The following is a 20,574-nucleotide window of genomic DNA, read 5'->3' as shown; positions in this document are numbered from 1 at the left end:
CGGTCACACGAGGTGAACCTGTGCCCGGCCTGCTCCCGCGACGACCCCGGCGGGCAGCCGGTGCTTCCGGGTTTTCGGCTGCTGTGTGCGGGGCGGACGACCGAGGCCCACACGGACCTGATGGCAAACCACCTCCGGCCCGGAAACGGCCTTCGATCGTCGACTCGGACGGGACTGCGACTCCGGACGGTGGGGCGGTTTCGAACCTGCACCACACCCGCGCCCGGCGTGGACCGCCCCGTGCCGGGGTCGCGGCGCCTCGGTCTTACGTGCGGTCGTGGATCGTCTTGTGGATCCAGTTCTTGTACGCGGTGTCGTTGGTGTACAGGCCCGGGCCCGTCGCGCAGCCGGGTTTGCCGTCGCCGTCGCCCGAGGTGGTGCCGATCAGCTCCCACCGGCCGGCGCGGTTCTTTTGGATCTGCGGGCCGCCGGAGTCGCCGAAGCAGGCCATGGCGTTGAGCTTGCGGCTGACCGTGCACAGGCGGGTGGCGTCGGTGCGGCCGTTGCACTCGGCGCTGGTGCCCAGACGGGTGTCCAACTCCTGGAGCCGGTTGGGGAAGACCGCGTCCTCGAGCCTGTCCGGGTCGACGATGGTGCCGAAGCCCAGGAGCCGAGTCGGCGTGCCCACCGGCCCGGCCTGCTTGGCGAGTTTGATCGGCTTCTCCTTGACCGGCCGGTCCAGGCGGATCAACGCGAGGTCGTTCACGTTGTAGCCACCGTCGTCGGCCGGCTGCGAGTAGCCGGGGTGCATCACGATCCTGTCGATGCCGCGTACGGTGCCGCCCTGTGTGCGGTTCTCGCTGCCGATCCGTACCGTCCCGGCCAGTTCGATGGGCAGATCACGGTCGACACAGTGCGCCGCGGTGAGGACCCATTGCCGATCGATCAGGGTGGCCCCGCACCCGGCGTCCACGCCCCCGGCCGTCATCGGGACGTAGGCCATGAACGGGTAACTCTCGGTCGAGTCCCGCCCGTTGACGATCGCGCCGGCACTGCCGGCGAACGCCGTGGAGCCGAGCACGAGTGCCGCTCCGGTGGCCGCGATCGCCTTGGCGACCAGTCCGCGCCGGCGGCGCGGGACGGGGCCGGTGTCGGCGGTGGAACGCGAGGCGGATGCGCGCATGTAGAGACCTTTCGTGGAGGCAGGGTCGGCCGCGCGAGGGTGCGGCGGCCGTACCCGGGCCGAACGTCTTCCGCGTCCGGGCCCGTGCGGTTCATCCTCGGCGCGGCGCTCCACTGGAAACAGTCGCTTCGATGTCATCCTCGGATAGATTCCGGACAGGCCGGTGACCGCGGTACTCAAGGCCATCGACCGGTTCGATTCCGCGTTCGGCACCGGGTCCCCCACCTTCGCCATCCCGACGATCTCCGGCGAGATCAATCGAGGCGGAGCTCGCCGCGAGCGGGGCGCGAGCGCCGCGCTCGGCCGACGTCCCGCGTTCTCCCAGTGCGTGGGAATCAGGGCCGCAGCGCGCCCGTGTCGCGCGTCTCGGCCGGGGGTGCCACGCTGTGACCCGCGCCGATGGTTGGTGAGCCCCGTTCGTGTGCCGGGGGTTCGGCGGGCCGGCCGTATCGCCCCTCACAGTAGGGTCTTTCCGGCGGATCAGGCGTGAGCGTGATCCGCCGGATGCTGGGATGACTCAGGCGATGGAGAACTGAGCGATGTATTCGGCGAACGGTGGGATTCCCACTTCTGTACGGCGCTCGTCCATGCGCTCGGGCTCCTCGCAGGGCCACGGGGTCGGCGAGCCGTCCTTCACGCCGGCGATCTGCGTGCCGTTGGTGTCCTCGCACCACCCGCTCGAGATCCGGGACATGGGTACCGAGCTCGCCCGCCTGCGCGCCGAGGCACCGCGCCGAGGCACACTGCGGGACGGTCGATGAGTGACCAGCCCAGGCAGCGGCATGCGGCACCCGCGCGTTGCGAGCGAACAGGACCCGCCGTGGACGGCATTCGAGGGCGGAACCCGGTGGGTCAACTCGTCCAGGTTTTGAGTTGGGTGGCGACCTCCCGCACCGGGAGGCCTTCGCGTGCGGCGTGGGCCAGGGGGAGGACGGTGTCCAGGCCGGGGCTCACCGGGAGACCGCACGCGGCGAGGTAGGCCGCGGTGACGGTGGCAGCGAACAGCAGGTTCCTCGTCTCCAGGCTCGGGTTCCGGGCGAGTTCGCACAGGAGGGCGGCGGCTTTGTGGTGGGGCTCGGGGTAGACCTCGTGGTCGAGGACCTCCGCGCGGTGGCGTGCGTCGGCCGCGATCGGCACGCCGTAGTCGACGACCTGGGGGTCCCCGGGGATCTGCTGGGCGACGGCCAGGATCCAGGCGAGGTCGATCCGCAGGTTCACGCGGCGTCCCGCGGCGCGGTCCGCGCCGACTCCGCCGCAAGGCCCGGGTAGCGATCCTCGCCGAACTCCGCCTCGAACCGGTCGGCGTACGCCGCCAGGAACGTCGCGGCGCCGGCCATGAACGCGGCGCGCGACTCGTTCACGTCCTGCTCGATCAGATCGGCCACGTATCCCTGCAGGCTCAGCCCACGGCGCTTCGCCCGCTCCTCGGCGGCGGCCTTGACGGCCTCGTCCAGCCGGATGTTCGTCTGCTTACCCATGCCCACAAGCATAGCTATATGCGGGTACCGGCGACTAGCGCGTGAGCGGTGGCGGTGGATGGACCACGTCAGCGCCTGGACGAGGGGCGGGCGGTCGGTGGCGTTGACCGCCGCGCCGTACGGTGTCGACGACGAGGAGCGGGAGGAACTCGCCGCCTGGGTCGAGGACTATCCCCGGCTCTCGCTCGCCTACGGAAGGGGCTGGTACGGCTTCGACACCACCCAGGTCCCGCTGTTGAGGTCGGACCGGATCCCCGTCGTCGAACCCGCGTAGCCGTGGCCGAAACCGCCTGCGGCCCGAGGCGGTCACTGGCGGCCGGCCGGTCGAGGCGGCGAAGGTGGGACGCATGACGACGAACAACCACCACCAGGACAAGGACAAGCCCCCCGGTGGCCGGCGGTGCCCGCTCGGCGCCGCGTCCAGCCACCCGTGCGGCGGCCCCATCGGTGACGACGGCGCGCCGCTGCTCGGTTGGGTGGCGGCCTGCGGCGGAGCGGAGGACAGCCTGCCCGGGTGCGGCGTGCATCTGGGCGAGGTCCTGGTGGTCTGGGATCCGGGGGAGTGGTACGGGATTTCGTCCACCGGCGCGAGCCCCGAGGTCACCGCCGTGGTCGGGCGGTTCGCCGATCGGGTCGCGGCCGAGGTGGACGTGGCCAGGCGGATCGTGGCCGTGACGGACCCGGACGCCGCCGAGGACCCCGTGTGGCCGGTCGATGCGGTCGAGTTGGCGCGGGCCGTGCGATGCGTGAACGAGGCGTTCGCCAAGTCCCATGGTTGACCGCAGGCGCGGGAACGGCGCCGGGCGGCCTGCGGTGGCATCCGGGGGCATTGCCGTAGCCGGACCGGCGCGGCTGGACCGGAGTCGACAACCAGCGTTTGGAGTCGATTCCCGGCCCGGGCGCGGGTCCACCGGCGGTTCGCGTCCCGGGCGGACGTGTCGCGGATTGGCGCGACGGCGGCCTGGCCGCCGATCTGCGTGGCCTGGGCCGGACCGGCGAGCAACTGCGCGTCGCGCACCGCGAGGCGACCGCGGCCACCGCCGCGCTGCGCGCCCTGGCCGGCCTGCGCTCGCTCGCCTGGTCCCGCCGCCTGCCGCCGTCGAGGACCCGGCCGGCCTCGTTATCGACGACGAGCCGGCCCCACCGGCCGCCGCCGAAGTCGGGACGCCCGGGCGGGCGCTGGACCACCTGGTGGCCTGCGGGGCCCCGCCCCGCAGGAATGGGTCCTAGCCTAGGGCTGCTCCGCAGAAGCTCGTGGAGAGGTGCCGAAAGGCGGGTCTGGACACCTCGGGTGTGTCAGGCGAAGGAGAAGTGCGCGGCGGCTTCGGCAGGCGTGGTCGCTTGGCGACGTCCGGGGACATCGTGAACGGTGGTTGCGCCCTCGGAGCGGAGCTGCTCGGCACTGGCGTCTCGGGCCATGGCCGCGGCGTAGGCGTGGACGTCTGCGGGGGTGAGGTCGGTTCGGCCTCGCTCGGTGTACTGCTGGAGGAGGTCGGTGAGGTCCGGGTTGAATCGCAGCATGGTCACCGGGGCGTTGAAGCGGCCGGCGATGGCGATGAGTCGTGCGCGTGCCTGCGGGGTGACGTTCGTCGACTCGGCGACTGCGCTGCGTCCGGTGGCGAGCCTGGCGACGATCCTGCGGTCACGTTCCTCGAAGATCCGTGCGTCCGCCGCGTCGGATTCCGCTTGTGCGGGTGAGGTGCCGAAAAGCTCCGCGCGGATCCCGTCGCTGGACACCACGGTTTCCGCGTCGATCTGCCCGCTGTCGATCAGCGCCCGACCGAAGCTGGTCTTGCCCGAGGCCGGCGGGCCGACGAGGACGACGAGTCCTGCCGGCACCCGGATGGTCGGTGCGAGAGTGTCGAGGTAGAGGTCGCCTGCGCAGTCGAGGGCTTCCTCCGGGGAGCCGACCGGCAGTCCGCTGGGCAGGATGTTGTCCCGGTAGCTGTCGTTGCCGGCCAGATAGAGGGCGAAGCCCCAGGTGTGCAGCACACCGGTGAAGCGCAGTCTGCACAGCGGCAGACTCTCCCCACCGGGCAACTCGGCGGCCACGTAGGCGAATCCTGCGCGAAAGCGGACCGCGATGGCGTCCACGTGGGGCCGGCCTGCGCGAGCATGTCGGTTCAGACGCCGGCGCAGGTGGTGCTGCATCGATTCCGGCGGGTTCTTCGGCACGGGCCCATCCTGCCGGGTGCATTCGTGTCGGTCTCCGCTTCCGTCGCAGGCGCGGGTGAGGTTCCTCGGCGGCACCACCGTCGTCACCGGCGCGGTGTTCGTGAAGGGCCGGGGCACCGCGAGACGCATCGCGTGGGAGCCCGGAACGGTGGTGCGCGTGCTCGACGTCCCGCGCCCGTGTCTCCCAGGACAGCCGGACCACGCGTACATGGTCGTGGCCGACACCGACGACGCCCCGGCCGACGCGCTGCGCCGCGAGGGACACCGGGTGCTCGGCATGCGTCACCGCCTCGACATCCCGCCCGCCCCGACCGACCGTTCAACGGCCGCCTCGCCGTCCGCGACCGGACCGCCGGGATGCGATTCGTGCCTGCCGACCAGCCGCTACACGGACGCCGACGACGAACTCGTGGTGGACCCGGAAAGCGGCGTCGTGTCGTCTACGTCGCCCGGTTCGGCGTCGGCGTCGGTCGGGGCGCAGTCGTCGGCGATTTCGTGCTGCCGCTCACCGCCGAACGCGTGAGCGTACTCGACGCCTACGAGGAGGAGTTCGGGCGCTCGCGTGCCGCGTGCGCGGCCGTGGGCGCGAACGCCGAGGCCGCCGCCGTCGTGCGCGCCGGCGGGTGGGCACCGCAGCGGCTGTGCGGGGTCCGCGACGAGCTGTTCGCGCTCGTCGACGCCGACGACGCCCGCGCGCTGCTCGGCCGCACCCCGGCCGAGTCCGAGATCGAGAAGCGTGGTGGGTCGCCGAAGTGGGGGCCATGGCCTTCATCAGGTGGAGTCCCGTCGTCGCCGGTGAGCGTACGCCCGGCCGGGCGGGTCGGTCGGGAGGGCCGCGGAGTGCGCCCGGCGTACCACCGCGTCCCTCGATCGGGGCAATGTAAGTCCGAGTCGGCTTGGACAGGATGACGGACGGCGATCTCGCCCCTTTCCGGCATGACCAGTGTCGTCCGACGCCGCGCCGTCCCGCGGCGCACCGTCGCCGCCGCCCTTGCCGGGGACGAACCCGAGGTCGCCCCCGACGAGGATGGAGTTGTGCTGTGACTTTGACGACGGCGAACATCGCGACCGAGTTGGAGACCGCGAACCGGGTCGGCGACCCGGCCGCGGACGCGCTGGTGTCCGATCTGATCGACAACCGGGAGGTCGACGGGGTCAACCACCTCTTCCGCACCATCAACACGCTGGGACCCGACCAGGATCTGTCCCGACTTAGCCCCTGTGCTCAGGGTCCGAGACATCCCCGTCCCACGGCGCCACGCCTTCCGGAAGCAGCGGAGCACGACCCAGATACATCCGAGCGACTTCTTCCAGCCGTAGTTCTCCCACAATCACCGAACTCCACAGCCCGTAGCCCTGCCCGACCACCCACATGCACAGATCCTCGGTGCCGTCTTCGGACCAGACGTCCCCATCCACGCTCACACCTTCCGAGAAGTCGGCCAGCGATTCCGCCGCGGACTCGTATGCGAGCGCGAACGCTTCAAGCACCTCCCGCGAGTGGGACTCCAACCACGACTCCAGGGCGGAAAGACGCGGCCGTGTCGCTTCCAGGACCTCCCAGAACCAATCGGAAACATGATCCGGTCCCATCTCGGCTCCTGTGTCGACGGCTGCGGTACTCGCCCGACCGTACAGCGCGGTGGCCCTGGACACTCCCGGACCTCATCGTCGGCGAAGGGCGCTGACCACCTGCACAGTCACCGGTTCACAGTCAGACACTTCAGACCCGCGAAGAACACCCACGGTGGGCCGGCGCAGGTCGGCGCTGCGGTCGACGGGGGCGTCCTCGGAGCCCTTGGGGCTGTCGGTAGATCTCCCTGGCTCGACTCGCCGGCGTTTTCGCCTTGGAGTCCAAGGTCGGTGCCTCTCGGTGGCCGTCCAGGAAAGGTTGCACGTGTTGTCGATAAGGAACGAACTCATCGCGGCGTATGGGGTGTACGGGCTCCACACCGTCACCCAGGTCCCGGATTCACTGGTCGATCGTGACGCCAGGCGTCTCGTCTGCGAGATCGGCGTGCCGCGGGGGTTGGGGGGAGGCCATCACCTTGATTCCGAGTCGGATGAAATCCGTCCCGGCGAAATTCGGCTTCCTCGACAGCCATCGCGCTCTTGCCGACCGACTGCTTTTCATCGGCTACATCGGGGGCGATGTCCTGTGCCTGGACGGCACGATCTCGACGACAGATTCGCCGCGTGCCTGCCCCTCGTGCCGTGCTCAGGCTTGCCGGGCGGCGAGGACGTATGTGCTCCGGGGTTGCGGGTGACCGCGGCGTGGCCGGTGCCAACCGGTAGGGGAACGTCAGTGACGGTGTGTTGGAGGACCGCTTTCGTGCGGAGGGGGCCTCTGCCGGAGTACAAGACCACGGTGACCGGCGCCAAACGGACCTCATCCTCGGACTGCCGCCACAGCAACTTCCCCGTGTCGGTCTCCCGGGCGGCGGTGATGTTCGTCGTCGTGACCACGACGACGGTTCCCTCGGTGTTGGAGAGCGGACTTGTGCGTGCCGGAGAGAGTCCGGCCGGTCGTAGGCAGCCTGCCGGTGGCGGGGTCGAACCCGGCCGGACATCCAGGAACTCGGAGGTGCTGTGCCTGGTCGGCGACCAGGAACAGCCGACCGGTCCGGGTCGTGACTGTCGGGATCCACCACCGGTTTCCGCGCACCTCGTGTCCGGTGAGATCGGCCTCACGGCGCGCCGGCCGGCCATTCGTCGATGAGCACGGTGCTGTCCCAATCGGCCGCGGTCCGGGCCCGACGGTGTTCGCCCGGGCCGTCACCGATGCCGATGAGGAGGGGCTGCGACGGGTGACTTCCGGGTCGGCACGTGCGGATTTCGGTCGCGGAAGAACGCGCGGGTTCATCCGCAGCCGAGGTCTTCCGCGACGAGGTTGAGGACGGCTCGTTTGCTGTGGGCGTGGTCGGCGTCGGTGCCTGCGGTGATCAGGTGGACGTAGCGGCGTTCGGTGCCGCAGACGACTTCGGTGACGCCGTCGCGGTCGTAGCGCAGATCCTCGTCGTTGAGGACGAGTTGGGCGCCGCGCGTTGCGGTGACGGTGGCGCGGATGCCGGTGGGTGACAGGGCGTCCACGACCTTGGGGTCGTGGACGACGGTGACGCCGAGCAGGCCGGGGCCGAACGCGGCGGAGCCGGCGGCGTCTTCGCGCTTGATGACGGCGCAGCGGCTGATGGCGTCGGCGATGTCGATGGCGCCCAGTTGGGCCAGGTCTTCGCCGTTGCCGTCCAGGGACGGCGGCAGTCCGGGGATGCCGCAGGGGGTGGGGTCGGCGTTGCGGGGTCGGGGGTCGAGTTCTTGCAGGTGGGCGGCGGGGAAGGGGGTTTGCCCGCCGCAGTCGCGGATGCGGGTGTCGCCGACGGCGAGCAGCAGGCGGGCGGTCAGGTCGATGCTCGCCCGGTCGTCGGTGCCGGAGGAGGGGACGTCGGCGTTGACGATGCGGTTGCCGCACGGCCCGAGGTACAGCCACCCATCGGTGCGCTTTTCGCCCGGTTTGACCATGCCGGGCAGGCGGCCCCCCAAGGGCACGGCGCCGAGTTGCCACCACAGGTGTGTGCGCAGCGGGGTCTTCATGACGGTGACCGTGGTGGTCCAGTCGCCCTTGCGGATGGTGCAGGTCGCATCGCCCCGGTGGTCGGTGCCCTCCTTCACCTTCCACGCGCCGTTGCGGGGTGCGGCGTTTTCGAGGTCCCGCGCCTTGATCGAACCCCAGCACGCGCGGTCGGGCAGGCCGCCGGTGTGTTGGGCCGCCCAGATCATGCAGCCGGCCGCGACCAGGATCAGGACGGCGGCGGCAGCAGCCAGCCGCTTGGCGCTGCGGTCCATCGCGGAGAGGGTCACAGCGCAGCCTCGGCGTGCTCGATCCGCGCGGCGGTGGCGATCAGGGCGAGACCGGTCAGGAGCAGCGCGCCTCCGGCCATGGTGCAGGCGGCCACCACCGGTGGCGCGGCGTCGGCGATCCGGGGCACGGCGTTGAGTGGGGCTATCGCCCACCCGGCTGCCAGTCCCCACGATCTGCGTCGCCGCGACCGCCGGCTCGTCGGGCCTGCCCGGCGTGGCAGGCGCCCCGTGTGGGTCGCCCAGACGAGCGGGAGCAGCATCATCGTGGCTGCGGCAAGGGCTATCGCGTGGTAGGCGGGGTTGCCGTTCATGGTCCGTCCTTGGGGGTGTCCGGGCGGGGTGGGTGCCTATGGGATGGGTGGGTGCGGGCGGTGGCGCGAGGGTGGATCGACGCGAAGTCGAGCCGGTGGCGGCGACACCGCGAGTCGGCCGTTCGGGGCTTCGTCCATGTGGGTGGGCACCGGTGCTTTGGCCGAGCGGTGGCGGGCGTGTCGGTACGCACGGTGACGTTCTCCCGGTGCCCGGCGCGGGCGTTCGCCCACGCGAGTGGGCCGGCACGGGAGGTGCGTCTTGTCGGTGAGCAGCACCGCGAACACCGCCGAAGCCGCGGCGATTTGGACGACCATGCTGTCGGCTGTGATGCGGATCGCCCCGGGGAATCCGTCGCCGGTGGTCGCGCCGGCCCGGGTGATGGGCAACGGCAGGGACGTGCACGGTACGGACCGGGTTGTCGGACCGGAGTCCGGTACCGGGAAAAGGAGGGAGTGCGACACCGTGGACGGCAACCAGCACCATGACGTGAGCCCCGATCAGCGAAGAGATTGATCCCTTGTTCGCCGACCAGGCTTCCCGGCACTCCACCGGGAACTCTACCGGTCCCCCATGCGCGCCTCTGACAGACCTTCGGCGTCCCCTCGGTGTGACGCTGCGTCAGCAAAACCGGTCACCGCAACTCAACGGTGCCCGTTCTCACTGGTCTTTTCAGAGTCTCACTGTGTTGCGCGCAGATCTGGCGAAGTTTCAGGAGGCGGTCCGGCTGACAGGCTGGTTTACGCCCCCCGGGTCGATGCGTGTCTCATCGGAGTGGCACGCGCTGGTCAGCCGTCGCACCATCAGCGGTCCGCACCGTTGGTCCGATGACGGGAGACCTGTTCACGTGCCGCCCGCCACCGTGACCGTGTCTGCTCGACCACGCTGTCCCACTGCCGGCGGACCTCGTGGTCGGAAGGGCGTCGGCCTTCACGGATCCGACCGAGCTCGTCTCGTACTTCTCGTCCCAGCGCAGCCGATGCGACGAGGACGAGCATGGCCGCGAAGAGAGCCGAGATCATCGCGAAGACGGCACCGACCACCCCGTAGCGCGAGACGGAGGCGTTGAACAGACGCGGCAGGTAGAGGCCGGCACCCACGGAATAGACCGCTGTCAGAACGGCCGCGGTGACGCCGAAAGGGATCAGGTCGGGCCACATGATCCGCTTCGCCGACAGGATCCAACCGCTCCAGACGAGAAACACGGCGGTCACCGGTGCCTCGCCGGCGGCGGCCACCAGACCTCGCCCACTCCCCCCGAGGACGGCGGAAAGCCACCCGATGACAACCGTGTAGCCACCGAGAGCAAGGATCCACCACAGGTCGTTGCGCGTGTTGCGCACGCTGAGCGGCTTGAGTTCCCACGTCTGTTCGAAGAGCCGCTGGGCGGCTCGCGCGAAGCTCAGCAGCGAGATCAGCAGGAACACCACTCCGAAGGTGCCCACGCTCGCGTTCGTGCTTTCGGCAGGGGAGAAGAGGGATTCGACCGCCTCGGCGCCCGCGCCGGTGAGGCGGTAGCGCTTGATGATCCGCCCGCCGGAGTCGTAGCGGACGAAGTCGCCCAGGACGGCGCTACCGAGGATCGCCAGCGGAATCAGTGCGGTGAGAGCGCTGGACGCCAGGGCCATCGAGCGGTCGAAACCAAGGATCCGCTGAAACCGATTGACGACTCGCAGCGCGAAGGCCGGACGCAGCCAGAACGTCAGCGTTCCGACGAGACGCTCGCGATTGATCCTCGCCGTCCTGCCCTCCGTGAAAAGTCGGAACCTGCATGGCGGCGCGAGCTTAACGGACGATTCTGGGGTCGATGACGGGGCGACACGGATGTTTCCCTCAAACGGCTGTCCTGCAAGACGTCCTCCGCATCACCTGTGTAAGCCACAGCGCACCGCGGGGCGGGCGTGGTCGACCTGCGGTGTTGCGCGGAGCGAGAGAGCTGCGCAAGAGCGCTGAGGATTCTCGCCGGAGGGTTGTGCCCGAGGCCGGCGCCTGGTGGTCGGCGCCACGCCCGCCGCATCCGGAGTGCGGTGAGGGCCTCGACGTGCTCTGGCGCCCAAGAAGCCTGTCGTTGGCGTGTCAACAGGGGTGGCGTTCCACAACGACGAAGCAGGTGGCGTTCCACAACGACGGCGACACCCTGGACGACGTCCGTGCGCAGCTCGAATCGGCACTTCGATCACCAGGAACTGTCCGGCCGCGGCTGCGTCGGCACCTTCCGCGGCTGGACGGCGGACTGACCGAGCTGCCACGGACACCCCGATACCGGCAAGAACTTCCTGAACGCCGCGGTCCGCCACGCAAGGAATCCCCAGGCTGCGAACGCTTCGCGAGCCGCCCGGCTTGGGGATCCCGCGTTCCCTCACCGGCGGGCGTCGCAACGTGCCGGACGTCATGCCCGAGCGCGGGCCGTTCAGGAACAAGGGTGCTTCGACGTCGGTGACGGTCATGCCGTCCACGCCGACGGTTCGGACGCCCCGGTCGCTCGCGACCAGGGCGAACGCCACGATGATTGATAAGGACGCCGACGACCATTTCGCGCAGGAGGCGATGCATAGGCTGTCGCAAAGGTGCCGGCGTCGTTGAGGTTTGGGGCCCACCGAGCATCGCCGCGACTCGCACGGCACAGCTCCACGACAACGTCACACCGCTGCCGCCGTGTCCGTAGTTGTGCACGACTACCGGATCATTGCGGGATTCGGCCTCGAGTCGGACGCCGCCACGACCCGGGTCGCGCGTGCAGCGGTAGCCGACGACGGCCCGCATCGACCGATCGCGGACATCAACCCCCGTGAGGCCGATGATCAGCTCGCGGTTCAGGTCGATCACGGCAGCGGGTACGTCGACGGCGCCGATGCACCGAGTCGGCCCCACGATTTCCTCGCCTATCCATGCGCCGGCGTCATCGAGAGCTCCCCTCAGGCGGGTGCCCCCGAGGACCCAACTGTCCACACGCGGATAGAAGTAGACGTCGGCTCGTCCGGCGGGATCCGATGCGGGGTCGGCGCAGTGGAGGGCTGGTGTCGGCGTGTAGTTGTAGCTCGCGATCCCCGTCTTGCCCCGGACGAGCGCCGCGTTGGGAGGATCGACGTATAGGAGGACTCCCTTCACGAGCGTCAACTCGTGCTGCAGGCCGAAGAGGCGTGCCGATCCGAATCCGGCGCAGTTGACGATGACGTCCGCATCGATGTGGTCGACGTCGCCGGGATCAAGGCGACGCGTCTCGATGGAACAGCCGAGGTCACGCAACTGGGCCGTCAGCCAGCGGCGGTACACCGGCATCTCCGCGAAGAAGCAGTCGAAGCTCCAACCCCACACGCGGTCACAGCCGTGACGTCGGGGAACGCCGTCCCGGTTCGTCCCGTTCTCGGGCAGGGCCTCGAAGCCCATCATTCGGGGCGCGTAGGGAGGGACCGGCGTTCGGTCCTCGAACAGCTCGAAATGCCGCTGCACCCGGACGCCCGCTTCCGCGCTCAGGTTCAACGCGCCGAAGAACTGCCGCGCGACATCGACATGCCATCCCAGATCGTCGACGTCGACCGTCTGCGGGATGATCGACGCCGCCGGGAAGAGCGAAGCGAACTCGGGGTCCGGGCCGGCGGATGCCGCTTCGACCCCTGCCATGGGCGGGCCGGCTTGCGCTGGGCCGTCGTCAGGCGTACGCGGTCCGTTCCGCGCCCGCGATCGCGGGGGCTGCTGCCTCGAGCACTCTCGGCGTGGACGGGTTCCGGCAGGAGGCGTGTCAGCCGCAAGTGCGTCGACCACCTCGCCCGGACCGCGAGCGTGTGCGCCAAGGCGAGAGCCGGCGCGGCCGGCATCACGGCCACCCGCTGCAGCGCCGCCTGCGGCCCACCCGTTCCGGAATGTCAGCTCGTCGACCTGTCTGTTGGGGCGCCCCGTAACCCTCGGCTGCTGCCACCGGATGTGAGGCAGGCCCGTTCTCTTTGCCGATCCAGGGACTGCGGATCAGCACCTCGATCGGGTCGAGAGGCGGCGGCACGGCGCGAAACTATTTGAACGACAGTACTAGTTGTACTATGGTTCAACTTGTTTGCCGGGGGTCTCACACGGACGGGAGAAGCCGATGCGTGCAGGAGCGAGAGAGTGGGCGGGATTGGGGCTGTTGGCGTTGCCGACGGCACTGTTGGGATTGGACGTGACGGCGCTCTATCTCGTGGCACCGAGCATGACGGCCGATCTGTCGCCCTCCGGGGCGCAGTTGCTGTGGATCATGGACGCGTACGGATTCTTCATCGCCGGTTCGTTGATCACGATGGGAACCCTGGGCGATCGGATCGGCAGGCGGCGCCTGTTGATGATCGGCATGGTCGCCTTCGCTGCGGCCTCGGTGTTCGCCGCGTTCGCGCCCACGGCCGAGTTGTTGATCCTCGCGCGTGCGCTGCTGGGAATAGCCGGCGCCACGCTCATGCCCTCCACGCTGTCCTTGATCTCGAACATGTTTCCCGATGTCCGCCGGCGCGCGGTCGCGATCGGCGTATGGGCCACGATGTTCGCCCTCGGTATGGCAGCCGGACCCATCGTGGGCGGGCTGCTGGTCGACGCCTTCTGGTGGGGCGCGGTGTTCCTCTTGGCGGTGCCCATCGCGGTCATCGTCCTGATCGGCGGGCGCACCTTGCTGCCCGAGTACGCCGACCCCTCGGCGGGTCGGCTCGACCTGATCAGCGTGGGCCTGTCGCTGGCTGCAACCCTGCCGGTCATCTACGCCGTCAAGCACATCGCCGCCCACGGGCCCGGCGGCCGGCCGTTGGTGCTCGCCGTCGCGGGCCTCGCGGCCGGTGCAGTGTTCGTGCGCCGGCAGCGTCGCCTGGCCGACCCGCTGCTGGACGTATCCCTGTTCGCCGATCGGGCCTTCACCGTTGCGCTCCTCGTGCTGCTGATCGGACTCGTCGGCGTCGGGGGCTCCATGTATTTGGTCACCCAGTACCTCCAACTCGTCGAAGGCCTCACACCGTTCGCGGCGGGATTGTGGATGGGCCCGCCGGCGCTGGCGATGTTCGCCGCCGCGGTCGGCGCACCCTTGATCGCCCGGCGCATTCGACCCGGCTACGTCATGGGCACCACCCTCGGTGTCTCCCTCGTCGGCTATGCGTTGCTGGCGACCGCCGGGCTCGGCGACGAGGTTTCCGTCGCGATCGGGTTCGCGTTTGTCTATCTCGGCCTGGGAGCGATCGCCGCCCTCGGCACCGACATCGTCGTCGGCGCGGCCCCGGCATCGAAGTCCGGCTCAGCCGCCTCGATGTCCGAGACCGTCCAGGAACTGGGCATCGCCGTGGGAGTCGCGCTGCTCGGCAGCCTCACCACCGCGGTGTACCGCGCTCAGGTCCGCGTGCCCGAGGAGCTTTCGCCGGAATCGTCGAACGCGCTCACCGACAGCCTGAGCGCGACGGTCGCGATCGCCGAGGATCGCCCGGGCGTGACCGTGGAAGCTGCCCGACTGGCCTTCACCACGGGTCTGAACGTCGCTTCCCTGATCGCCGGTGTGGCCATCGCCGCCGCTACCGTGCTGTGCCTTTCGATGCTGCGCCACGTCCCCCGCCTTGGACACGACCAGGACATCGACGCCAACATTTGAACAATGGTCCGACTATTCTGGAGGTAGGCGCGAGGAGGACTGCATGGCTGACAACGACCCCGATGAGCACGCCGACGGACGCCGGGCGCGCGGAGAGAAGCGCCGCGCCGGGATCATCGACGCCACCCTCGCCGTGGTCACCCGCGACGGTGCGGCAGGAGTCACCCACCGCACTGTCGCCAAACAGGCCGGCATCACCACGTCCCTGAGCACCTACTACTTCGCCACCCTCGATGACCTGCTGGTCGCCGCCCTGACCAGCGTCGCAGACGCCTATACCGCCCGTGTCCGCACCATCATCGACGGCGACGGTGACAAGCTCACCGGGCTGGCCGAACTGATCGCCGAGACCGCCGGCTCCGGAAGGGATCGAGCCCTCGCCGAACGTGAATTGGCGACTCTTGCCGCCCGCCGTCCCGCCTTGCGCCCAGTGGCACGGCGCTGGCGAGAGAACATCGCCGAACTGGGCACCACCCTCACCGACGACCTCCAGGCCATCGCGGCCCTCGTCGCCGCCTCAGACGGGCTCTGCACCGCGATCCTCCTCGACAACGGCCGCGCCGACATCGGCCATCTCCGCGCTGTTCTCCACCGAGCCGTCGACAAGTGACCGACGAGGCCAAGCCGCTCATTGAGCGTTGGCAGCCCCATCGATTCGCAGAGGCGCTCACCGACCCACCCCCATCAACCATCGGCAAGCGCGCCCAGATCCAGGGCGCGGTCCCGGTTGTGGCGATCGGTGCTCGTGGCCAGGAGGCGGCGGGCGTGATCGGCCAGTTCGCTGCGATGCCCGCCCAGGAGAGGGTGTTCGGCAAGGGGGATGGTGGCGACGAGAGCCGCGTCGCGGACGTCCGCGTTCTCGTGGCCGAGGAAGGGCCGGACGGCGGCGAGGATGACCGGCCGCAGGTCTCGAAACGCGCGCGTCTCCGCGTACTCGTGGAGAAACCGCTCCCCGTCCATGCGTTCGCCGATGGCGACGCATTCGTCGTCCGCGTCGTAGGTGATGTCGCCGAGCCATTCCAGCAGTCTCACCAGGGTCGGGCGTGACGGCGCTGCGGCGTCGGGGTCGAAGTCGCCTGCTGTGAGGTGGGGTTGGTCGAGGATGGCCGCGACGTAGCGGGCCACGGGCACGGTGGCCTCGTAGATGGTGTCTGGTGGTTCACCTCCCCGAGCGCGTCGGTTGCGGCGTCGGCCCGGACGGCCGGGTCGGGGTCGGGCAGGGGTGCCAATGCCTCCGGCAGGAGTGCCCCTGTCCCACGCCCGGTGGTCAGGGATGCCCAGTGCGTGCCGTCCGGGATCCGGCGGTGGTGTGGTGGCCTGTGGAGGGTGGGTTCTCCCGTCGGCCTGCCGTTCTCGCGCACACCCGGAGACCTACGGCGTGGCCGGGATCGAGTTCCCCGGGGGCGTCGCGGCGGGCGTGTTCGATGGCCGGTGGGCGGACCACCCGGCGTGGTGGGGAAGCCGTTTGACGGGCCGGCCGCAGCTTGTGTGGGAGCCCGTCTCAGCGAGCTTCCTGCACGATTCCGGTGGCCCCTGCGGAACCGCGCGGTCAGCCGATCGGGTTGGGGTCGATACCCCGGCGATGGACGATCGATCGGCGGCGGCTGTGGTCGACGAGGGTGACGTGCGGCGCGATCTCATCAAGCAGCAGGACGAGTTGCGGCAGGTCGGGACACCGGGGGAACGACGCCGATCCACAGGTTGTGCTGGGCTTTCCACACGACGATGGCCTGCACCTGCTCCCAGGGCAGACGGGCGAGGCACTCGCCGCGGATCGTCGTGGCGCAGATCGCAGGCCCGTCGACGTCAGCCCTGAAGTACCAGTCGCCACGCAGGGCGCCTGCCACCGTGCGGACCAGAACACCGCCGAAGAGTCCCCAGATCAGGATCGACATCATCGAACCGTGATCGGTGAAACCGGAGGCCACCATGACCGCGGCTGACGTTCGCGACCCGGCTCGGCGCAGGCCACCATTCGCTGTGGCTGGTGGCGGTTTTTGAGCATCGGGGAGTTTGTGACAGGGGCCGGGGTCGACTACGCGGCGATGATCCGGGGACATCCGGCACGCCGGCGCAGTTCGGACGCGGCGTACTGGCTGGGATCGAGAGGCACGTGAGGCGACGCGTCGCCTACCTGGTGTATCTGCAGGAGGAGTTGTCCTCCGAGGAATTCATGCTCCTTGCAGCGGCGCCGAGCAGGGATGTCTCCGACCACTTCGGCATGCCCGGGTGGGAACCTCGTGTGCGGGCCGCGATGGACCGTCTCGGTGGCCAAGATCCCGACTTCGCGGAGCGGTTTCGGGACTGGGCCGGGCGAGTGGGCCGTTCACGATGGCGTTGTCGTTCATGAAGCTGCGCGCCCAACGTGCGGTGCCGCCGGTGATCGACCTCCCCGAGGGATGGCCGGGCGTGGCGCGTGCCGGCGGCACCGAGCTGGCACCGGCGGACGTGGTCGGTGGTCCCCACGATCCGATCGCCTTCGTCATCGGTCTGCGGGTTCCGGGGTGTGTGCCGGTGTTGGTTCCCGGCGAGGGTGCCGGTGACGGCACGCTGTGGTTGACGGCCGGCGGTGCGGTTCCCTCGGTGGCCGCGGCGGGCTTTGCCGATGGTCGTCGTCCGAACGTCCTTCAGCCGGGGCCGCGTTCGCTGTGGACCGAGGTCGAGGAGGCTTACCGTTGGTGGGACCGGGTGGGTCGCCCGGAGGTGTTCGACTTCGGTCTCACCGTGACCGTCGGCGCGGGAGAGGTCCACCAGGTCCCCTGGTACGCGAGCCCGGATCGCGAGATCCCCGAACGCTCCTGACCCGGCCCTCGTCCCGCCGTGCCGGTCGGGCGGCAGGCGGTCCGGCAGCCGGTGCGCCGAACACGGGCGTGGTTGCTGTCGTGGACGACCGTGACCAACGGGGCCGTGCCGGTGGTGGCCTGTGGTTCTCGCTCGGTTTTCCTGTCTGGTTTCCCGTACGACTTCCGGGCTCGGTTCCCGATGGGGGGTGTGTCTTGTCAGTAGCGGGTCAGGGCCCGGTGCGTTCGGTTCGACGTCGATAATGAGGCAGGTGGCGCCACCGATCCGCCTGCTGGTCTGTGGGAGGACGTGGGTCCGGTGGACGTGCCGGTATTCGGTGCAGGGTTCGGTCGGATCCGGGCTGACGTCGGTCCGGGCGGTGGTGTCGGGTTTCACTCGGTCGGGCGCGTGAGGGTCGTGGCGGGCGGGGCAGGGGTGGTGGACGCCGTTCCCCTCTGTTTCCCGACCGGGGAGGGATGGCGTGTGGTGGGTGGGCGTCTCCTTCCGGCGGGGGAGGAGGCGCCCGACCGCACGGGTGCCGCCCGTGCCCGATGCCGTGTCGGGCCGCGCCGCCGGTTCGGGCCGTTGTGCCGGGAGTCACCGGATCGGCGCTGCGGTGTGCTGCGGGCGGCGGGCGCCGCTTCGCGGGCGGGTGGTCGGCCGACCACTTCACCGCGGTCCTGCGTACTGCGAACGTGCACCTCCCGATCCGTGTGGCGCCTGGTTCACGGTGGCGCGGGCGTGTGGTCGGTCCGGGTGGGGGTGACCGATGCGGGCAACTCGCGGGCGCTGGTGCGGAGTTTGATGCTTCGTTCCTGGGAGGTCCGCGAGAGGGTCGCGAACGCGCGGTTGGCGTCCACGCCGTATCGGGCCATCGGCAGGCCCTTGGCCTGGTCGACGTCCGCCCGCGATGCCAGGGCCGGCGCAGGTGCCCGCCTCGTTGGCGGGACCGCTCCTGACGCGTCGGTTCCATGGGCGGCACCTTCACGGCCACGTGTGGTCGAGTTCGCGGTCGACGCCTTGCCAGACCTCACCCATGCCGCGCGCGCCGTCCGACTCCAGTTGACCGTCGCCTTGGCGTACCTGTCCGTGCAGGGCACGTTCAGCAGGCGTCCCAGCGCCAGGTCCCGGCCTCGAACGTCCAAAGTGGGACCCGCAGCCCCGCATTGCTGCGGGGCTGCGGACGCTGGAACCGGTTCCGTCGGACGAGGATCCCGTGCCGAGTGGGTCAGCGGTTCGGGGAGAGTTCGATGATCGAGCCGTTGGCCGCCCCGCTCACCACGATTGTGCCGTCCGCACGCGCAACCACATCCGACGTGAAGGTGAAGCCGGGAATCAACGTGATTCCGGTGATCTTGGTGGGCAGCCCGGTCGCCAGAACGGTTCGGCTCGCGGTCCCGGGAACGACGCGCAGCAGGCTGCCGGGAGCGGCGGGGTTCTGCTGGGCACTGCCCTGGGCATCGACGACGAGGAGTCGGCCCTGGCCGTCCAGCGTCACGCCTTCGGGCTTGTCGAGACCGCCGGCGACCGTGCCGGGGGTGCCGCCCTGGACCGGCACGGCAACCACGCGCCCGGCGCCCGCCTCGGCGATGTAGACCTGCTGCGTGTGGGCGTCGTACGCGAGGCCGGCCGGAGAATTCAGCCCCGTGGCGACTACCGTCCGGGCGCCGTCGGCGACGTTCACGCGGTAGACGTTGCCCAGTGCCTCGTCGGACACCAGCACGGTGCCCGCAGGGCCTTGCCGCACATGCCAGGGGATGACGAACCCGCTCGCGACGACGCTTCGGGTGCCGGTGCGGAGGTCGAGTTTCATCAGGCGTCCGGGACGCGAAGAGTCGAGCCAGTCGGTGTAGTACAACGTGGTGCCGATCTGCACGGCTCCGGGGGTGACGCCCTGGTTCCGGCTGATCAGGAATTGCGAGAGCGTCGTCACCCGGCCGCGGGGCGACACCGAGGCGAGCGACGTGGCACCGGCGACGAGGAGAGATCCGTCGGGGTTGAGGCTCAACGACGTGGGGGTGGCCAGCGGCCCGGTCGGGAAGACCCCGGTCAGCGTGCGCGTGCGCGGATTCACCCGCTGGATCCCGCCCTGCACGAAGTTCGAGACGTAGATCGTGCCGCTGCCCGGATCGATTGCCAGGTTGTCGAAGGCTCCGCGGCCGGCGGCGAGCAGCGTCTTGCTCCCCGAGGCCCGGTCCACCCGCCACACGTTGCCTTGGCCCGGAAGGTTCTCTACCAGGACCAACGACTCGGCCGGGTCGAGAGTCTTCGGCATCACCTTCACCGCCGACACCAGACCCTGGAACCGGGTGGAGAGTCCGGCGACAGAGCCCGGGTTGCCGGGGTCCACGACGGCGATCCGCCCGGCGTAGTACTCCGGTATGTATGCCAGACCGTCGGACGCCATGCCGAAGCCCTCCGGCACGCGAAGCCGGTGGGTGAGCTGCCTCGGAGCGGCTGCTCCTTGGGGATCGACCTGCCACAGGCCACCCGGGTGCGCGGGGTCGAACGCCAGATCGCTCACGAACAGCCGTCCGTCGGAGGCGAAGGCGATGCCGTTCGGCCCGGTGACCCCGTCGGTCACCTCGGAGGCGATGGTGGTCCGCGCGGAGCCGTCCGGCGCCATCCGGACCACCGACTTCTTCAAGGCGTTCGTGACGTAGAGGTTCCCGTCCGGGCCGACGGCCACATCGTCGGGAGATTGCAAGGCATCGGCCACCGGATCGGTGTCGTCCGCGATGCGCTCGGCGGCACCCGTGGTGAGATCGATCCGCGTGATGCGGTCGTAGAGCGCCTGGGCCACATACAGGTTCCCCCGGCCATCCAAAGCCAACCCATTGGTTGATGGCAGCGGATTGGGCTGCACGAGGTAGCGCGCACTGTAGGCGTCGCTCTCGACCGCTGCCGCCGGCGCACCGCTTGGCGCCGCACCGCTTGGCGCCGCAACGCCGGGCGCCGCAACGAGCAGCGGAGCCGCTGCGAGGAACAGCACGGCGGACGGGCGGGTCGCCCACCTGCCGACAAGCCGGGATCGTGCTGTGCGAGCCATCCTGAAAACCTCCGTGTCACCAAGCACCTGCGACGCAGGCGGGTCTCGTTCCCGGTCGCGCGGCACAGCGGCGCCGGGCGACGAAAACCGTCTCGCGTCGTATACCGAGACCCTCGCAAGCGGCGCAGCATTGGAATCGGCGGTCCGCGCACAGCGAACAGGCGATCCGCGCACGGTGACCGGAAGGACCCCCGCACCTCCCGGTGGCCGTCCT

The 20,574-nt window shown here is 70.0% G+C and carries 22 protein-coding genes; 9 read left to right on the top strand and 13 right to left on the bottom strand.

The features are described 5' to 3' along the window. Nucleotides 1-265: 265 nt before the first annotated feature. Nucleotides 266-1,123, bottom strand: a complete 858-nt coding sequence (locus tag ACIRL2_RS40580) for a S1 family peptidase (protein ID WP_395870975.1) — start codon at nt 1,121-1,123, stop codon at nt 266-268. A 587-nt stretch (nt 1,124-1,710) separates the two neighbouring features. Here ACIRL2_RS40580 and ACIRL2_RS40575 point away from each other — a divergent pair. Then, nucleotides 1,711-1,884 (top strand): hypothetical protein, encoded by a 174-nt coding sequence (locus tag ACIRL2_RS40575; protein WP_395871011.1) that lies wholly within the window; start codon nt 1,711-1,713, stop codon nt 1,882-1,884. Between the two features lie 91 nt (nt 1,885-1,975). On the opposite strand, the gene ACIRL2_RS40570 is transcribed toward ACIRL2_RS40575, so the two are convergent. Then, nucleotides 1,976-2,341 (bottom strand): hypothetical protein, encoded by a 366-nt coding sequence (locus tag ACIRL2_RS40570; protein ID WP_395870977.1) that lies wholly within the window; start codon nt 2,339-2,341, stop codon nt 1,976-1,978. Continuing rightward, a complete protein-coding gene (locus ACIRL2_RS40565) occupies nt 2,338-2,601 on the bottom strand; it encodes a hypothetical protein (protein ID WP_402239183.1) in 264 nt (87 codons plus the stop codon). The genes ACIRL2_RS40570 and ACIRL2_RS40565 overlap by 4 nt, the downstream gene beginning before the upstream one ends. A 58-nt stretch (nt 2,602-2,659) precedes the next feature. Between ACIRL2_RS40565 and ACIRL2_RS40560 the strand changes: the two genes are divergently transcribed. Continuing rightward, nucleotides 2,660-2,875 (top strand): hypothetical protein, encoded by a 216-nt coding sequence (locus tag ACIRL2_RS40560; protein ID WP_402239182.1) that lies wholly within the window; start codon nt 2,660-2,662, stop codon nt 2,873-2,875. Nucleotides 2,876-2,948: 73 nt separating this feature from the next. After that, nucleotides 2,949-3,380 carry a hypothetical protein gene (locus ACIRL2_RS40555; RefSeq protein ID WP_402239180.1) on the top strand — a complete coding sequence of 144 codons (432 nt, stop codon included), beginning with the start codon at nt 2,949-2,951 and terminating at the stop codon, nt 3,378-3,380. Nucleotides 3,381-3,897: 517 nt separating this feature from the next. Here ACIRL2_RS40555 and ACIRL2_RS40550 read toward each other — a convergent pair. Beyond that, nucleotides 3,898-4,776, bottom strand: a complete 879-nt coding sequence (locus ACIRL2_RS40550) for an AAA family ATPase (protein ID WP_402239178.1) — start codon at nt 4,774-4,776, stop codon at nt 3,898-3,900. Nucleotides 4,777-4,831: 55 nt separating this feature from the next. Here ACIRL2_RS40550 and ACIRL2_RS40545 point away from each other — a divergent pair, with 55 nt between their 5' ends. Both ACIRL2_RS40545 and ACIRL2_RS40540 read left to right on the top strand, forming a co-directional pair. Then, nucleotides 4,832-5,299: a hypothetical protein gene (locus ACIRL2_RS40545; RefSeq protein ID WP_402239175.1), complete on the top strand. Its 468-nt coding sequence runs from the start codon at nt 4,832-4,834 to the stop codon at nt 5,297-5,299. Next, a complete protein-coding gene (locus ACIRL2_RS40540) occupies nt 5,296-5,685 on the top strand; it encodes a hypothetical protein (protein ID WP_402239173.1) in 390 nt (129 codons plus the stop codon). The genes ACIRL2_RS40545 and ACIRL2_RS40540 overlap by 4 nt, the downstream gene beginning before the upstream one ends. A gap of 303 nt (nt 5,686-5,988) precedes the next feature. Here ACIRL2_RS40540 and ACIRL2_RS40535 read toward each other — a convergent pair whose 3' ends face one another. The 3 genes from ACIRL2_RS40535 to ACIRL2_RS40525 all read right to left on the bottom strand — a co-directional run bounded on the left by ACIRL2_RS40535 (nt 5,989) and on the right by ACIRL2_RS40525 (nt 8,942). Continuing rightward, nucleotides 5,989-6,369 carry a hypothetical protein gene (locus ACIRL2_RS40535; protein WP_402239172.1) on the bottom strand — a complete coding sequence of 127 codons (381 nt, stop codon included), beginning with the start codon at nt 6,367-6,369 and terminating at the stop codon, nt 5,989-5,991. A gap of 1,266 nt (nt 6,370-7,635) precedes the next feature. Next, nucleotides 7,636-8,616, bottom strand: coding sequence for a hypothetical protein (locus ACIRL2_RS40530; protein ID WP_402239169.1), 981 nt, complete (start codon nt 8,614-8,616; stop codon nt 7,636-7,638). 11 nt (nt 8,617-8,627) lie between these two features. Continuing rightward, nucleotides 8,628-8,942, bottom strand: coding sequence for a hypothetical protein (locus tag ACIRL2_RS40525; protein WP_402239167.1), 315 nt, complete (start codon nt 8,940-8,942; stop codon nt 8,628-8,630). 265 nt (nt 8,943-9,207) lie between these two features. Here ACIRL2_RS40525 and ACIRL2_RS40520 point away from each other — a divergent pair, with 265 nt between their 5' ends. Beyond that, nucleotides 9,208-9,456, top strand: a complete 249-nt coding sequence (locus tag ACIRL2_RS40520; RefSeq protein WP_402239165.1) for a hypothetical protein — start codon at nt 9,208-9,210, stop codon at nt 9,454-9,456. A 287-nt stretch (nt 9,457-9,743) separates the two neighbouring features. Here the strand turns inward: ACIRL2_RS40520 and ACIRL2_RS40515 are convergent, their stop codons facing one another. Beyond that, nucleotides 9,744-10,568, bottom strand: a complete 825-nt coding sequence (locus ACIRL2_RS40515) for a hypothetical protein (protein WP_402239162.1) — start codon at nt 10,566-10,568, stop codon at nt 9,744-9,746. Nucleotides 10,569-11,016: 448 nt separating this feature from the next. Next, a complete protein-coding gene (locus ACIRL2_RS40510) occupies nt 11,017-12,561 on the bottom strand; it encodes an FAD-dependent oxidoreductase (RefSeq protein ID WP_402239160.1) in 1,545 nt (514 codons plus the stop codon). 460 nt (nt 12,562-13,021) lie between these two features. On the opposite strand from ACIRL2_RS40510, the gene ACIRL2_RS40505 reads away from it, so the two are divergent. Together ACIRL2_RS40505 and ACIRL2_RS40500 are read left to right on the top strand one after the other, a co-directional pair. After that, on the top strand, nt 13,022-14,530 hold the full coding sequence (locus ACIRL2_RS40505) for an MFS transporter (protein WP_402239158.1): 1,509 nt from the start codon (nt 13,022-13,024) through the stop codon (nt 14,528-14,530). Nucleotides 14,531-14,573: 43 nt separating this feature from the next. Continuing rightward, nucleotides 14,574-15,140, top strand: coding sequence for a TetR/AcrR family transcriptional regulator (locus ACIRL2_RS40500; protein ID WP_402239155.1), 567 nt, complete (start codon nt 14,574-14,576; stop codon nt 15,138-15,140). Nucleotides 15,141-15,214: 74 nt separating this feature from the next. Here ACIRL2_RS40500 and ACIRL2_RS40495 read toward each other — a convergent pair whose 3' ends face one another. Both ACIRL2_RS40495 and ACIRL2_RS40490 read right to left on the bottom strand, forming a co-directional pair. Further along, nucleotides 15,215-15,661, bottom strand: a complete 447-nt coding sequence (locus ACIRL2_RS40495) for a hypothetical protein (protein WP_402239154.1) — start codon at nt 15,659-15,661, stop codon at nt 15,215-15,217. Between the two features lie 509 nt (nt 15,662-16,170). Further along, nucleotides 16,171-16,425 (bottom strand): hypothetical protein, encoded by a 255-nt coding sequence (locus ACIRL2_RS40490; protein ID WP_402239152.1) that lies wholly within the window; start codon nt 16,423-16,425, stop codon nt 16,171-16,173. Between the two features lie 436 nt (nt 16,426-16,861). On the opposite strand from ACIRL2_RS40490, the gene ACIRL2_RS40485 reads away from it, so the two are divergent. Next, entirely contained in the window at nt 16,862-17,332 is a 471-nt protein-coding gene (locus ACIRL2_RS40485) for a hypothetical protein (RefSeq protein WP_402239149.1), read from the top strand. A 704-nt stretch (nt 17,333-18,036) separates the two neighbouring features. Here ACIRL2_RS40485 and ACIRL2_RS40480 read toward each other — a convergent pair. Together ACIRL2_RS40480 and ACIRL2_RS40475 are read right to left on the bottom strand one after the other, a co-directional pair. Next, the gene (locus tag ACIRL2_RS40480) at nt 18,037-18,345 is read right to left on the bottom strand and encodes an ANTAR domain-containing protein (protein WP_402239195.1); all 309 of its coding nucleotides are present in this window, start codon (nt 18,343-18,345) and stop codon (nt 18,037-18,039) included. A 194-nt stretch (nt 18,346-18,539) separates the two neighbouring features. Next, on the bottom strand, nt 18,540-20,534 hold the full coding sequence (locus tag ACIRL2_RS40475; protein ID WP_402239146.1) for a hypothetical protein: 1,995 nt from the start codon (nt 20,532-20,534) through the stop codon (nt 18,540-18,542). Nucleotides 20,535-20,574 lie beyond the last annotated feature (40 nt).

Origin of the sequence: Embleya sp. NPDC127516, from assembly GCF_044765325.1 — a bacterium.
Lineage (GTDB): Bacteria > Actinomycetota > Actinomycetes > Streptomycetales > Streptomycetaceae > Embleya.
This window is presented reverse-complemented; position numbering and strand designations above follow the sequence as displayed.